The 13,682-nt window shown below is 70.4% G+C and carries 9 protein-coding genes; 2 read left to right on the forward strand and 7 right to left on the reverse strand.

Annotated features, from left to right (window positions below; all coding sequences use genetic code 11):
* Positions 1–531: 531 nt before the first annotated feature.
* Positions 532–2,199, reverse strand: coding sequence for a substrate-binding domain-containing protein (locus ABZ823_RS04830; RefSeq protein WP_361653698.1), 1,668 nt, complete (start codon positions 2,197–2,199; stop codon positions 532–534).
* 763 nt (positions 2,200–2,962) lie between these two features.
* On the opposite strand from ABZ823_RS04830, the gene ABZ823_RS04835 reads away from it, so the two are divergent.
* Entirely contained in the window at positions 2,963–5,602 is a 2,640-nt protein-coding gene (locus ABZ823_RS04835) for a SpoIIE family protein phosphatase (RefSeq protein ID WP_361654726.1), read from the forward strand.
* 205 nt (positions 5,603–5,807) lie between these two features.
* Here the strand turns inward: ABZ823_RS04835 and ABZ823_RS04840 are convergent, their stop codons facing one another.
* The 6 genes from ABZ823_RS04840 to ABZ823_RS04865 form a co-directional block, all read right to left on the reverse strand.
* Positions 5,808–6,692, reverse strand: coding sequence for a carbohydrate ABC transporter permease (locus tag ABZ823_RS04840; protein ID WP_361653700.1), 885 nt, complete (start codon positions 6,690–6,692; stop codon positions 5,808–5,810).
* Entirely contained in the window at positions 6,689–7,672 is a 984-nt protein-coding gene (locus ABZ823_RS04845) for a sugar ABC transporter permease (protein ID WP_361653702.1), read from the reverse strand. Before ABZ823_RS04845 ends, ABZ823_RS04840 begins: the two co-directional genes overlap by 4 nt.
* On the reverse strand, positions 7,669–8,982 hold the full coding sequence (locus tag ABZ823_RS04850) for an ABC transporter substrate-binding protein (RefSeq protein ID WP_361653704.1): 1,314 nt from the start codon (positions 8,980–8,982) through the stop codon (positions 7,669–7,671). Before ABZ823_RS04850 ends, ABZ823_RS04845 begins: the two co-directional genes overlap by 4 nt.
* A 339-nt stretch (positions 8,983–9,321) precedes the next feature.
* Entirely contained in the window at positions 9,322–11,241 is a 1,920-nt protein-coding gene (locus ABZ823_RS04855) for a copper resistance protein CopC (RefSeq protein ID WP_361654728.1), read from the reverse strand.
* Positions 11,242–11,553: 312 nt separating this feature from the next.
* Positions 11,554–12,327 carry an SDR family NAD(P)-dependent oxidoreductase gene (locus ABZ823_RS04860; RefSeq protein ID WP_361653706.1) on the reverse strand — a complete coding sequence of 258 codons (774 nt, stop codon included), beginning with the start codon at positions 12,325–12,327 and terminating at the stop codon, positions 11,554–11,556.
* Positions 12,315–12,794: a cupin domain-containing protein gene (locus ABZ823_RS04865; RefSeq protein WP_361653708.1), complete on the reverse strand. Its 480-nt coding sequence runs from the start codon at positions 12,792–12,794 to the stop codon at positions 12,315–12,317. Before ABZ823_RS04865 ends, ABZ823_RS04860 begins: the two co-directional genes overlap by 13 nt.
* Before the next feature lie 262 nt (positions 12,795–13,056).
* Between ABZ823_RS04865 and ABZ823_RS04870 the strand changes: the two genes are divergently transcribed.
* Complete coding sequence (locus tag ABZ823_RS04870) at positions 13,057–13,650, forward strand: HhH-GPD-type base excision DNA repair protein (RefSeq protein WP_361653710.1); 594 nt, start codon at positions 13,057–13,059, stop codon at positions 13,648–13,650.
* The last annotated feature ends 32 nt before the right edge of the window (positions 13,651–13,682 follow it).

Consider the following 13,682-nt stretch of genomic DNA (forward strand, 5'->3'; position numbering starts at 1 on the left):
GGCGCGGCATTGCCACCCGCTATGACAAGACCCCCGAGAGCTACCTTGCCGGACTCCACTTACGAGGCGCCGTCATCTGGATCCGCAGCCTTCAGCCAAGTCACTGATCACGACTCCGTACAGGCCCTAGCCCCAGGAAGAGGCCTACTCCCAGTGCGCCCCATGCCGAAGCGTGTTGCAGACCCTCGCTAAGAGCAATGAGCGTGAACAGCCCGACGAGGCCCGCGAGCGCATACGTGCCATGGTGCCGCTGCGGACTGAGATCTTTGCGCCCCATCGGCTCAGGAAGTCCCAGGTGAGAAGCAGCTCGGGGATGCAGTGCCCTGTTCTCGAAGCACCCGTTCCTTTCGCCTGGGCACTCAGCCACCTTCTCCCCACCCCCGTCAAAAGCAGTGACCAGCATGCACATTTGCCATGCCCATGGCGCTTTTGCGATATGCCTCTGCGGTGGACGAGCGGCCGTTTTGGCTTGATCTCGCCGCGTCGCGTCCCGCGGGAGGACATAGCGCGGGGACGGGTGTGCGGTGGGGGTCAGACCGGGCGGCACTCCCCCGAGTTGTGCGCCTCGGAGCAGAGGCCGTGGCCGTGGTCGCGCAGGATGTCACGGCCGCTCTGCTGGGTGAGGAAGTTCAGGAAGGCCGCGGCGACGGACCCGGCCGGGGCCTCGCCGTAGGTGTAGGCGAATTCGGTCTGCCAATAGGGGTAGTTGGAGCCCTCGACCCCTTCGGCCGTCGGCTTCTTGCCGTCGATCGTCACCTTGACGAGGCTGCCGGCCGCATCGTGTCCGTCGACGCCTGCGGCCTCGCTGTAGCCGATGCCGCCGGGGGTCGAGACGGTCCTGTCCAGCATGGTGTCCGTGCTGCTGACCTCGCAGCGGCCGTACCGCTTCGGGTCCATGGCCGCGCAGTCGGTCTCGGTGAACTGGGGCGGTTCGCGGCCGTCCAGGACCTTGCGGACGAGGGTGCTGCGGGTGCCCGAGCCGGGGTCCCGGTTGATGAGGTGGACGGGGACCGGATTGCCGCCGATGTCGGACCACTTCTTCACCCGGCCAGCGTAGATGTCGCGGACCTGGTCCAGTTTCAGGTTCTCCACACCCGCGTCCTTGTTGACGACGATGCTGAACACGGAGAACGCGACGGGCCTGGGGATCAGCCGGGGGTGGCCGCCGGAGGCGAGGCCGTCGGTGAAGGCAAGGTGGTCGCCGAGACCGTCACCGACCGGGATCTTGGCCTTCCGGCCGGCCTCGTCGAGTTCGGTGACCCCTTCGGTGCTGCCCTTGAAGGGGGTGTCCTCAAGGGGAATCGACACGTTCGCCCCTTTGCACCGGTTGAGGTAGTCCTCGGCGGCAGCCTCCACGGCACGCGCGAAGGCCGTGGAGCCGTGCAGGTGCAGGGTGCCTTCTACGCAGTCCAGCGGGCGCCGGTCCGCGGGCAGGAACAGCGTGACACTCTGGGCGACCACCGCCAGCGCCAGCAGACAGATGCCTATCCAGGCGGACTGCGAAGCGAACAGGTGGCTCTCGGTCTCCTTCAACCGGAGCCGCAGGAGCTTCGCCGCCAGCCAGGAGATCCCGATCAGCCGGAAGAGGCGCCGGTCGTACCAGCGGACGCGGCTGCTGTCGCGGCTGCGGTGGCGGTCGCCGCTGACCCGGCCGTGGATGACCGGCTTCCCGATCTCGACCCGGGCCGCGGCGCGGTCGTCCAGCACGACCAGGATCTTGTACTCGTCGCCGCGCTCCAGCTTCACCTTGGGCAGCCAGACCCGGCCGGCGTTCTCCCCCGGCACGTCACCGAAGGCGAAACCCGGCGCTCCCCTGCCGAAGAAGGTCCGCACCTGCTCATTGGCCTGGGTCACCACCATTCCCTTGACCTCGCGCCCCGGGAACGTGACCCAGATGCCGTAGTCCACGGTGTCGGGCGTCAGATAGTCCGCCGTTCCGATCGAGGTCTGACCGGCGTTCTCGACCCGCAGCAGCACGAACGACGGGTTGCTCAACCCATCAGGCGCGTCCCCCATGGCGGCGAGCACCCCCGCGTGCGGTGCATGGGCCACACCCGAAGTGCGCGTGTCCATCTGCACGCGGTAGCCGAGCCGCTTGCGGCCGACGACGCCGAACTCCCAGAAGAACGCGGCGAGGGGAATCGCGATGCTGAGGATCGCGACGATGGTGTTGAAATCCCATTGTATGCCGAGGCTCACCGCGGATTCCCCCGAATTCCGTTGCCATGCCAAGTGGTCGACCGGGAGCCCAGGGTGACAAGTGCTAGCCGAGTGTCGCCAGGGATGCCGTAACCCTCCCGATCAAGTTCATCCGGCGGCCATCTGTGAAACGTTCCGTTCTTCCACCGGCCCCGATAGGGGGCAAAGGCGCTCCCCGCGGCCGCCCGCCACCCCTGCCGTGGAGCGCCTGCGCCGCCTCGGCGACCTGCCTCACCAGCACGGCGGCCTGGGCAGGGCGAGAGCGCAGGCAGCGGCCACTGCGCGTCTACGTACTTCGCTGCGAAGCCCTGTCCCCGGCCGTGCGCGGCGACCGGCAGATGGGGAGGAGACGACTGGCGTCTCGCTTCGTGATCACTGGCATGGTGAGGGCCTTTTCCACCGCCGGCTCGGGCCTCGTCGGGGGACGCACTCGCACGGTCGCCGAGTGACGTCCGTGCTCCTACCGCCCCGAGGAGATCGCCGCCGCGTCCCGGGCCTGCCCGTCGGACGGGGCCGCCGGGGATGGCGGGGCGGGCTGGTGGGCCTGTTTCGGGTGGTTTGATCCCTTTTGCCGGGCACCCTTATGAGGGGACCATGGAGGTGTACTTCCGCGACATCGGAGCCCGTCGTGTCTGCTGCCCACCGGGCGCGCGCTGGTCGACGCGCCTCCCTGCTGAACCTGCACAGTGCGGCCGGGCAGGCCTTCCTCGTCCAGTTCGTGATCGTGCTGCTGCTGATCCTGGCCGCGGTGGCGGCCGTGGTGATGCAGGCGGCCCGGGACGCGGTACAGCAGGGGCGGCGGGAGTCGGTCGTCGCGGCGCAGTCGTTCGCGAGCGCTCCCGGCGTGGCTGAGGCGTTCCGCAGCCCTGACCCGACCGCGGTCCTCCAACCGAGGACCGAGGCGGCCCGGAAGAGGGCGGGCGTCGACTTCGTCGTGGCCGTGAGCACCCAGGGGACCCGTTACACGTACCCCTTCCCGCGGGAGATCGGGGACAAGTTCGTCGGCGACATCCGGCCCGCGCTCCAGGGCCGTACCGTCATCGAACAGGCGGGCGGCCCACCCCTGCCATCGGGCGGGGGAACGGCCGTACAAGCAGTGGTCCCGGTGACCGACGCGCAGGGGAAGGTCGTGGGGGTCATCTCGGCCGGGCTCACGGTCAAGAACGTGGCCCGGCTGTGGATGCCGCAGCTCCCGATCGTCCTGGGGGTCGGCGCGGGCGGGCTCGTGGTGGTCACGCTCGCGAGCGTGCTGGCGGCCCGGCGGCTGCGCCAGCAGACCCACGGCCTGGGCCCGGCGGAGCTTGCCCGGTTGTACGAGCACCACGACGCGGTCCTGCACTCCGTGCGGGAAGGCGTGCTGATCACCGACGCCGAGGGGCGGCTGCTGCTCGCCAACGACGAGGCGCGGCGGCTGCTGGGCCTGCCGGAGGACGCAGCGGGGCGCCTCGTGCAGGAACTGGGGCTTCCCGAGCAGCTCACCCGTCTGCTCACGTCGCCGGAGACGGTCACCGACGAGGTGCGGCTGGTGGAGGACCGGCTGCTGGCGGTCAACAAGCGGCCCACGTTCCCGGGCGGGAAGCCGGGCGGCGGCGTGGTGACGTTGCGGGACACCACGGAGCTGGCGGCCGTCTCGGGGCGGGCCGAGGTGGCGCGGGAGCGGCTCAAACTGCTGTATGAGGCCGGTCTGCGGATCGGCACGACCCTGGATGTGGTGCGCACCGCGGAGGAGTTGACCGAGGTGGCGGTGCCCCGGTTCGCCGACGTCGTCACGGTGGACCTGCTGGATTCGGTGCTGCGGGGGTTCGAGCCGACGGCCGAGGGATGGCGGCGTCTGCGGCGCGCGGCGATCGGCGGCGAGGTCGGGACGATGCCGGTGTATCCGGTCGGCGAACTGATCACGTTCCTGCCGAAGACACCGCAGATGAAGACGTTGCAGCAGGGCCGGGGGGTGCTGGAGCCGGACCTGCGGCAGGCGCCCGGCTGGCAGGAGCAGGATCCGGAGCGCACCCGAGAGGCCCTGAAACGCGGGATGCATTCGCTGGTGGCCGTGCCGCTTCAGGCCCGGAACGTGCCGCTGGGCGTGGCGAACTTCTACCGGACGGGAGACTCCCCGCCCTTCGAGCCGGAGGACCTGTCCTTCGCGGAGGAGCTGGCCGCGCGGGCGGCGGTGGCGATCGACAACGCCCGCAGGTTCACCCGGGAGCACGCGATGGCGGTGACGTTGCAGCGCAGCCTGCTGCCGCGCGGGCAGCCGGACCAGGACGCGCTCGAGGTGGCCTGGCGGTATCTGCCGGCGGAGGCGGGAGTCGGCGGGGACTGGTTCGACGTCATTCCGCTGTCCGGCGCACGTGTGGCGCTGGTGATGGGGGACGTCGTCGGTCACGGGCTGCACGCGGCGGCGACGATGGGGCGGCTGCGCACCGCGGTGCACAACTTCTCCACGCTGGACCTCCCCGTGGACGAGGTGCTCGGGAACCTGGACGACCTGGTCGGGCGCATGGACAGCGAGGAGCGCGTCGACGGCGCCGCGGACGGCCACGAGGGGGAGGGGGTGACGGGTGCGACCTGCCTGTACGGGATCTACGACCCGGTGACGGGGTTGTGCACGATGGCCCGTGCCGGGCACCCCGACCCGCTGGTGGTCTCCCCGGACGGGGCCGTCAGCTGTCCCGATGTGCCGGCCTCGGCACCGCTCGGGCTGGGGGGCTACCCCTTCGAGACGGCACAGGTGCGTCTGGCCGAGGGGTCGGAACTGGTGCTGTACACCGACGGCCTGGTGGGGGACCGCGACCGGGACATCGACGCCGGGGTGGAAGAGCTGTCCCAGGCCCTGGCCGGGGTCGGGGGGCGCACTCCGGAGGAGGCGTGCCAAGCGGTGCTCGATGCCGTCAAGCCGGCCCACCCTTCCGACGACATCGCCCTGCTGGTGGCGCGTACCCGGCTGTTCCCGCCCTCGTGCGTGGATGAGTGGGACGTGCCGTCGGACCCTGCGGTGGTGCCCTCGGTGCGGGCACGGTGCCGGCAGAAGCTGCGGCAGTGGGGGCTGGAGGAGACCGGGTTCACCGCCGAGCTGATCCTCAGCGAGTTGGTCACCAACGCGATCCGGTACGGTTCGCCGCCGGTCAGGGTACGGCTGCTGTACGCGCGCTGTCTGATCTGCGAGGTGGCGGACGGCAGCAGCACCTCGCCGCGTCTGCGGCGGGCGGCGACCACGGACGAGGGCGGGCGCGGGATGTTCCTCGTGGCGCAGTTCGCCCAGCGGTGGGGGACGCGGTACACCAGCCGCGGCAAGGTCATCTGGGCGGAGCTGTCTCTCGAGGACAGCGCGTCCGCCGCCGCGGACGGACCGGTCGACGCTCTCCTCGAACAGTTCGGTGAACAACTCGGCAACGCGACCCTGTGAGCCGGGCGGCGCCGTGACGTGCGCGCCCGGCCGGCTGCCTCCGCGCCCGCTCGGCCTGGCTCTCAGCCCAGGAGGACCACCAGGACCGGTACGAGCGCGGCGACCGCGAGCGTCACCGAGGCGACGGCCGTGAAGCGGACGACTTGTCGGCGCGAGGGCCGTTGGACGACCTTGCTGCCACCTCCCCCCGGCCGTACCGCCCGGGTCAGCCCTTGTTGGCGCCCAGGGTCAGGCCGCTCACGAACTGACGCTGCAACGCGAAGTACACGATCAGCGTGGGGATCGCCGTGAGCAGGGCTCCCGCGGCGACCAGGTTCGGGTCGGTGAAGTACTGCCCGGACAGATTCTTCAGGGCGGAGGTGATCGGCATGTTCTCGCCGGTGGAGATCAGGACGATGGCCCAGAAGAAGTCGTTGTAGATCCAGATGGACAGCAGGGTGGCGAGGGCCGCCATGGCGGGGCGACACAGCGGGAGCACGATCTGCCAGTACGTACGCCACACCGACGCGCCGTCGACCAGCGCGGCCTCGGTCAGTTCGTGCGGCAGCATCCGCATGTAGTTGCTGAGCACGAAGGCGCAGAAGCCGGACTGGAACGCCACATGGATGAGCACCAGACCGAGCGCGGAGTCGTACAGCTTGCCGCTGACCGTGATGCCGGGCAGGTCGACGAGCAGGTACAGCCGGTACAGCGGGGTGATGATGACCTGCTGCGGCAGCAGGTTGCCCGCCGTGAAGACCAGCAGCAGGGCCAGGTTGAGGCGGAAGTCGAAGCGGCTGACGTAGAAGGCGACGCAGGACGACAGGAACAGGGTCAGCAGCACCGCCGGTACCGCGATCAGCAGCGTGTTCATGAAGTAGTGCGTCATGTCCGACTGCTGGAACGCGTGGGTGAAGTTGTCGAGGCTCAGCTTGCCCGGCCAGGACACATAGCCCTTGGTGCTGGTCTCCGAGTACGGCCGCAGCGCCGCGTACACCGCCCACAGCAGCGGCGCCAGCCAGGCGAGTGCCGTCCCGGCGAGGAAGACGTGCAGCAGCACCCGGGCCGGACGGATGGGTGCCCGCCGCTTCGCCACGGTCACGGTGCTCACGATCGGCGCTCCTTCCGGAAGGTGCTCACCAGGTAGGGGATGATCACGCCGAGCGAGATCAGCAGCAGGACCACCGCGATCGCCGACCCGTACCCGATGCGGCTGGACTCACCGATGATGTTGTTGGTCACCAGGATCGACAGCAGTTCGGTGCCGTGCGCCCCGCCGTTGAAGACGAACACCAGGTCGAAGGCGCGCAGCGACTCGATGATCGTGACCACCAGGACGATGGTGTTGGTGGGACGCAGGGTCGGGAAGATGACGTTCTTGAACGTCTGCCACTCATTGGCGCCGTCCAGGGCCGACGCCTCCCGCAGCGACGGATCCACGCCCTTCAGACCGGCCAGGTAGAGGATCATCATGTAGCCGGTGTGCCGCCAGGAGGCGGCGATGAGGACGGCCCACAGGTTGAGGTCCGGGTCGCCGATCCAGTCGATGTAGTGGCCGGGCTTGTTCGCCCCGATCACGCTGTTGATCAGGCCCGTGTCGGGGTTGTAGACGAGCTGCCAGACGAATCCGATGACCGCGAAGGACACCACCACGGGCAGGAAGAAGGCGGTCTGGTAGACCCTGCTGAACCGGATCTTCTTGTCCAGTTGCACGGCCAGGAAGAGGCCGAGCGGGGTGGGGATCAGGATCAGGACGACGAACCAGACGACGTTGTGCTGGACGGCGGGCCAGAACTGGGGGTTGTTGCTGAACAGTTCCTTGAAGTTGTCCAGGCCGACCCATGTGATCGAGTCGAAGCCGATGCCGTCCCAGGTCGTGAAGGCCAGGGCGATGGAGGCGAGGGCCGTGAGCCACACGAGTGCGACGTGCAGGACCGTCGGGACCCCCGCCATCAGGCCCAGGGTGAGCCGGTCGCGGCGGGTGAGCAGGCGGCGGTGGCCCTGCTGGACGCGCTGCTTCTGCGCGGGGGCGCCGCCCGGAGGCGGCGTGGCGGCCGTCTCCGGGTTCTGGGTGCTGGTCTCGGTGCTCATGCCGACGCGAAGATCGTCTTCTTCTGGCGCTCGATGGACGAGAGCAGACTGTCGATGCCCTTGGGGTTGCGGATGAACGTCTGCATCGCGGGCTGCATCACCGTGGAGGTGAAGTCGGGCCGGCTGTCGCGGTCCATGTACTGGGTGAGGTGCTTGGCCCCGGAGATCATCTCGTACGCCTTCTTCTGAAGGGCGGTGTACGAGGAGGTGTCGGCCTTGCTGGAGGCGGCGACCATGCTCGGGTCGGACGTGAGGTAGATCTGCTCGGCCTCCGGAGTACCCAGGAACTCCAGGAGCTTGACGACGCCGGCGTGGTTCTTCGGTGCCTTGCTCACCATGAAGCCGTCGGTGGGAGCCTCGACGGTGTCCTGCCCGATGGACGGGTCGATCTCGGGGAAGGCGAAGAAGTCGAGGTCGTCCAGGTCGGCCTTGTCGGTGAACTGCTGCGCCACGAAGGAGCCGAGCAGGTACATGCCCGCCTTCTTCGACACCAGGGTCTGCGCGGCGTCCTGCCAGGTACGGCCGATGGCACCGTCCTGGTGGTAGGGGAGGATCTCGGCCCAGTTGTCGAAGGCCTTGCGGACCTTGGCGTCGGTCCAGGAGGCCTTGCCCGCCATCAGCTGGACGTGGAAGTCGTAGCCGTTGGTACGGAAGTTGATCTGGTCGAAGGTGCCGAGCGCGGGCCAGGCGTCCTTGTCGCCGAAGGCGAGCGGGATCAGTCCGTCCTTCTTCATCTGCTTGCACAGCGCGATGAACTTGTCCCAGGTGGTGGGGATTTCGTACCCATGCTGCTGGAACACGCTCTTCCGGTAGAAGACCGCCCAGGGGTACGTGTACAGCGGCACGAAGTAGTACTTGCCGTCCTCGCCCTTGCTCAGGGCCTTCATCGCGTCGGGGAAGTTGCCCCCGATGGTCTGCCACACGTCGTCGATGGGGGAGGCGAGCTTCTTCGCGGCGAAGAACTGCATGCGGTAGCCGGCGAACCAGTTGAACACGTCGTCGGGCGTTCCCTGGAGGTAGGAGTTGATCTGCTCCTGGAACGTGTTGTGGTCCTTGGTGTTCACATCGACCGTGATCCCGGACTTCTTCTTGAAGGCCGTGTAGATCTCGGCGAACGCCTTCTTCGGCACGGCGTCCGAGGCGTTGGAACCGAGTGTGACGGTCTTCGGATCCCCGGATCCGGCACTGCCGCCGCAGGCGCTCAGCAGGGGTATGCCCGCGCCGGTGAGGACGGCGGCACCACCGATGCCGCGCAGCAGGGAGCGGCGGCTCGGGCTCGGGAGAGAGGGACCGGACGGAGTGCGGTGCATGACGGCTCCTGGGGGCAGGGTCGGTCAGGCTGGCCTCTGCGAGCGGGTCAGAATCAATCAGAAACCAACTTGACCGAACATCGTGGGCGTCATCCCACTCGTAGTCCGGTGATGCGTCAAGAGCTGTTCACGGCCGTTTTGGAAACGTAATCGACACGACCTTGATCATTTCTGCTAACGACAAGGCCACGGGAGCGAGTACCAGACCGGCGCCGCCCGGTATCCGACATGGCGTCATCAAAGCCCAGAGGCACAGCAGAAGCTCCGGGAACCGAACACTTCCGTTCACCCGCGCACATCTGGCGGCTCATCAGGTTCGGCTGTGGTGTCCAGTTTTCGTCAGCCGATCCTCACCGACTTCGACACGGTCACCTGGTCGACGTCGGTCGTGCGGATGGTCGCCTTCATGGTCCAGACCCCCGGCAGCGGGAGATTCAGCGCGTCCGCGGCCCAGTAGCCGCCCCGGTCGGTGAGCCTCGCGTCCAGGGGACCGAGGCCACGCGCCTTGAACGTGAAGGCCAGGCGCAGTTCGGGAACGGTGGCGATGCCGCCGTCCGGCCCGTAGATGACCGCCTGGACGGCGTTCTCGCCCACCCGGCCCGGGCTCAGTTCGATCTGTACCTTGCCGTGCCCGCCGGGCGTGCCCACGTCGAAGGGAAGCACCGTGGTGGAGCCAAGGGGCTGTTCGGCCGCTGCCGTGGTGGCCGCCGCCTCCGTCGCCGCCCGGCCCGGCTGCGTACCGGTGAGCAGCGTCGTGAGCACCAGCACCACGACCCCGACCGTGATCTCCGCCAGCACCGAGCGCCGCAGGGCGCGCCGGTGCGGGCCGGGGTCCGGCGCACTCTGGCGCCCCGGTATGGCACCGGCGCGCGCGCCCTCCCCATCCCGGTCCGTGCGCGCGCCGTCCGCGCTCCGGTCCGTGCGCAGGCCGTCGCCGCCCGTGTCCGCCGGTACGCCGCCACCGTCCGCCCGGGCGCCGTCCCGGTCCGTGGGCCCGGCCTCCGGGTCGCCGTCCGTGCCCCCGGCGCCCGGTTGCCGGTCCGTGCCCGCCGGCTCCTCGTAACGCGCCACGGACAGGGCCCGTCCCGTCCCGGCCGCCACCAGTTCCCGCACCCGCTCCGGCACCGGGACCTCGGCCGCGGACGCCGCGAGCAGCGCCGTCCAGCGGCGCGAGTACGCCGCCGCCGTCAGCAGGAACAGCACCGCGACCAGCTTGGCGGTCAGCAGCCTGCCGTACGCCGTGGAGGTCAGCGCGTCGAGGGAGCCGAGGCCGCGCCAGGACTGGTAGACGCCGGTGGCGACCAGCACGGCCACCGCGGTGAAGGCCAGCCGCGAGAAACGGGCCACCGCGCGGGCCGGAAGGTCCTCGGGCGTCCGGTACAGCGCCGTGAGCAGGGCCGCGAGGCCACCCAGCCACACCGCCATCGCCAGCAGGTGCAGCACCGCCGACGTCATCGCCACCGGCACCTGGATCCCGGCGGCGGCGTGCTCGGACACCACCCAGGTGAGAGCCAGGGCGACCGACAGCACGCTCACGATCGCGAACCGCAGCCGGCCCCGCGGCGCCGTACCGGCCCGGCCGGCGACCACCGCCGCCAGCCCCAGCAGCACCAGCCGCGCGAGCAGCGCGAGGCCCGGACGGCTCGTCACCGTGTCCCGCAGGACCGAGGGGTCGAATGCCGCCGCCGGGCCGCTGCCCCGCTCGTACGGGCCACGCAGCAGCAGCAGCGCGCTGGTGGCACCGAGCAGCGCCCACCAGCCGCCCACGAGCAGGCCGCTGGCCCCGCTCACGCCGGTCGCCATCGCGAACGCGGTGATGCCCAGCAGCAGGGCCAGTCCACCGTAGGCGGCGTACCGGGCGAGGTTGTAGAGCGCGGCGGAGGCGGCGTCCTGGGCCGCGTCGCCCGGCACGACCGCGGTCGTCACGGAGGGCTTGCCGACGGAGAACGTGAGGGCGCCGGACACCGGATGACTGTCGGCCGACACCACCCGCCAGGCCACGATGTAGGTGCCGTCGGCGAGGTGCGGGAGCGTGACCCGCGCGGTGTCGGCCCGGCCGTCGGCGTGTTCCTGCCTGCCCGTGTGCACCCGGCGGTTGCCCGGGTCGAGGACACGGATGGAGTTGTCCAGCAGGCCGACCGACTCGGTGAAGGTGAGGGTGACCGCCTTGGGCGTCTTCTTCAGCACGCTGCCGTCCGCCGGATCGATGCCCTTCAGCGCGGCGTGCGCGGACGCCGTACCGGTCCCCGCGAGAAGCATCAGAGGGACGAGGACCAGCAGGAAGGCCAGATGCCGAAGCCCGCTGGGACATGTGCCCGCCCCTGTGCTCCTCCCGCTCACGCGTCCTGCGCCCACGTCATGTCTCCCGTATCCGCTGTTCCCGGGTCCGGTTACGTACGCACGCGGCGGGCTCCGTGCTCAGTGCCGGGGCAACACCGCAGGTCCGTAACGCTAATCACGCCATCATGACCGCCGGCCGCGTCGCCACGTGGGCCGGGCCGACACCCTGCCGTCCACCATCACGCGTCACCACGTGGGCCGGGCCGACACCCTGCCGTCCACCATCACGCGTCACCACGTGGGCCGGGCCGACACCCCGCCGTCCACCACCAGGTCGTGGCCGGTGATCCAGGACGCGAGCGGGGAGGCCAGGAACACACAGGCGTCACCGATGTCCTCCGGGCGTCCCAACCGGCCCGTGGGGACGGCTCGTTCCCACCGCCGCACGCCCTCCGGCCAGGCCTCGGCCAGGCCGTCGCGAGTGATCAGGCCGGGCGAGACGGTATTGACGCGGATGCCGTGCGGGCCGTACTCCAGGGCCGCCGAGCGGGCGTGCATGACGACGGCGGCCTTGGACGCGCAGTAGTGGGCGTGCAGGGGCGCCGGGTGCGTGGCCTCGATCGAGGCGATGTGGGTGACGCTGCCGCCGCCAATCTCCCGCATGACCCCCGCCGCCGCCTGGGTGCACGCGAACACGCTCGAGAGGTTGGCGTCGACCACGGCCCGCCACTCGGCGGCCGTCATCGCGTCCAGTTCCCGTGTCGGCTGCACCCCCGCGTTGTTGACCAGCGCGGTGAGCCGGCCCTCGCCCCACTCGGCCGCCTCCAGCACCAGGCGCCTGCACGCGTCCTCGTCGGTCAGTTCGGCCCGCAGGACGACCGCCCGGCCACCGGTGCCGCAGATTCGCGCGGCCACCTCCCGCGCCGCCTCCACCGAGGTACGGCAGTGGACCGCGACGGCCGCGCCCTCCTCGGCGAACCGCAGCGCGATGCCGCGTCCGATGCCGCCGCCGGCCCCGGTCACCAGGGCCACCTGCCCCGCCAGCAGCCCGCTCACGACCGGCACAGCCCCGCGATCCGGCCCGCCTCGGCGGGGTAGCGGGCGCTCAGCGCTGCCGCGTCGCCGTGCTCGTAGCCCTCGTCCGTGAATCCCGGCGCCATCGTGCACCCGAAGAGCGTCCACGCACCGCCCCCCGCGACCCGCCCGCCCATCCAGGTACCGGCGGGCACAGTGAGCTGAACGTGCTGGCCGCCGAGGGCATCCGGTCCGAGAAGAGCCGTGCGGGCGCTGCCGTCCGGGGCGAGAAGCAGCAGCTGAAGCGGGTCACCGAGGTAGAAGTGCCAGATCTCGTCGGCCGGGAGGCGGTGCAGCGCCGAGTAGTCGTCCGGGGCGGCGGTCAGCAGGGCGACGATCGCCGTGCCTTCCGGGCGCCCGTCGGGCCGCTCCGGTCCCGCCCAGGTCCGCCGGAACCGCCCGCCCTCACGCGGGATCGGTTCGAGGCCGTAGTGCGCGATGAGGTCGTCAGGAGTCACGGCAGGAGGCTAATGCCGCGACCGAAAGGTTCACCGGCTCGCGACGCCCGGCATGGGATCTCGCCGCGTTGTCGCGGGGGTTTCGTGGTCGAGGAACGCCCGCCGTTGCACGCTTCTCGGGCAGGTACACGTCCGGGAGGTCGGCCTCGGTCAGGACGACGGCCGGGCCGGGGACGAAGCGCCGGCGCAGGAGGCTTGCCCAAGTGACACGGAATCGTACGCGAGGGGTGCGGAAGCCGTGCGGCGGGGCGACCATCGGGACATGGACGTCACGCTTCACCTCGCCCAGGACCCCGAGGCCGACGCGCTCCTCGGGCGCAGTCCGCTCGCCGCGCTGATCGGGATGCTGCTGGACCAGCAGATCCCGATGGAGTGGGCGTTCAAGGGGCCGTGGACCCTCGCGCGGCGGCTGGGCACGGACGACCTCGACGCGCACGAGATCGCGGCCTACGATCCGGAGGCCTTCGCCGCGCTGCTGTCGGAGAAGCCCGCGGTGCACCGCTACCCGGGCTCGATGGCGGGACGCATCCAGCAGCTGTGCCGCTATCTCGTCGAGCACTACGACGGGGACGCCGAGGCCCTCTGGAAGGACGCCGGCAGCGGGCCGGAGCTGCTGAAGCGGCTCCAGGAACTGCCCGGGTTCGGCAAGCAGAAGGCGCAGATCTTCCTCGCACTGCTCGGCAAGCAGCTGGGCGTGCGGCCCCGCGGCTGGCGCAAGGCCGCGGGCCCGTACGGCGAGGCGGAGTCCTTCCGTTCGGTCGCCGACATCACCGGCCCCGACTCGCTGGCGAAGGTGCGGGCGCACAAGCAGGAGACGAAGGCGGCGGCGAAGGCCGCCAAGGCCGCGCGCGCGTAGTCACGGTCAGTCGATCGGACCACCCGGGTGGC

This window comes from Streptomyces sp. NPDC047079 (genome assembly GCF_040643755.1).
In the GTDB taxonomy this organism is placed as follows: Bacteria; Actinomycetota; Actinomycetes; order Streptomycetales; family Streptomycetaceae; genus Streptomyces.

Coding starts and splice junctions, on each gene's coding strand:
- ABZ823_RS04835 (WP_361654726.1), top strand. CDS start 2,963: ATGCAGGCGGCCCGGGACGCGGTACAGCAGGGGCGGCGGGAGTCGGTC.
- ABZ823_RS04855 (WP_361654728.1), bottom strand. CDS start 11,241: ATGCTTCTCGCGGGGACCGGTACGGCGTCCGCGCACGCCGCGCTGAAG.
- ABZ823_RS04870 (WP_361653710.1), top strand. CDS start 13,057: ATGGACGTCACGCTTCACCTCGCCCAGGACCCCGAGGCCGACGCGCTC.
- ABZ823_RS04845 (WP_361653702.1), bottom strand. CDS start 7,672: ATGAGCACCGAGACCAGCACCCAGAACCCGGAGACGGCCGCCACGCCG.
- ABZ823_RS04850 (WP_361653704.1), bottom strand. CDS start 8,982: ATGCACCGCACTCCGTCCGGTCCCTCTCTCCCGAGCCCGAGCCGCCGC.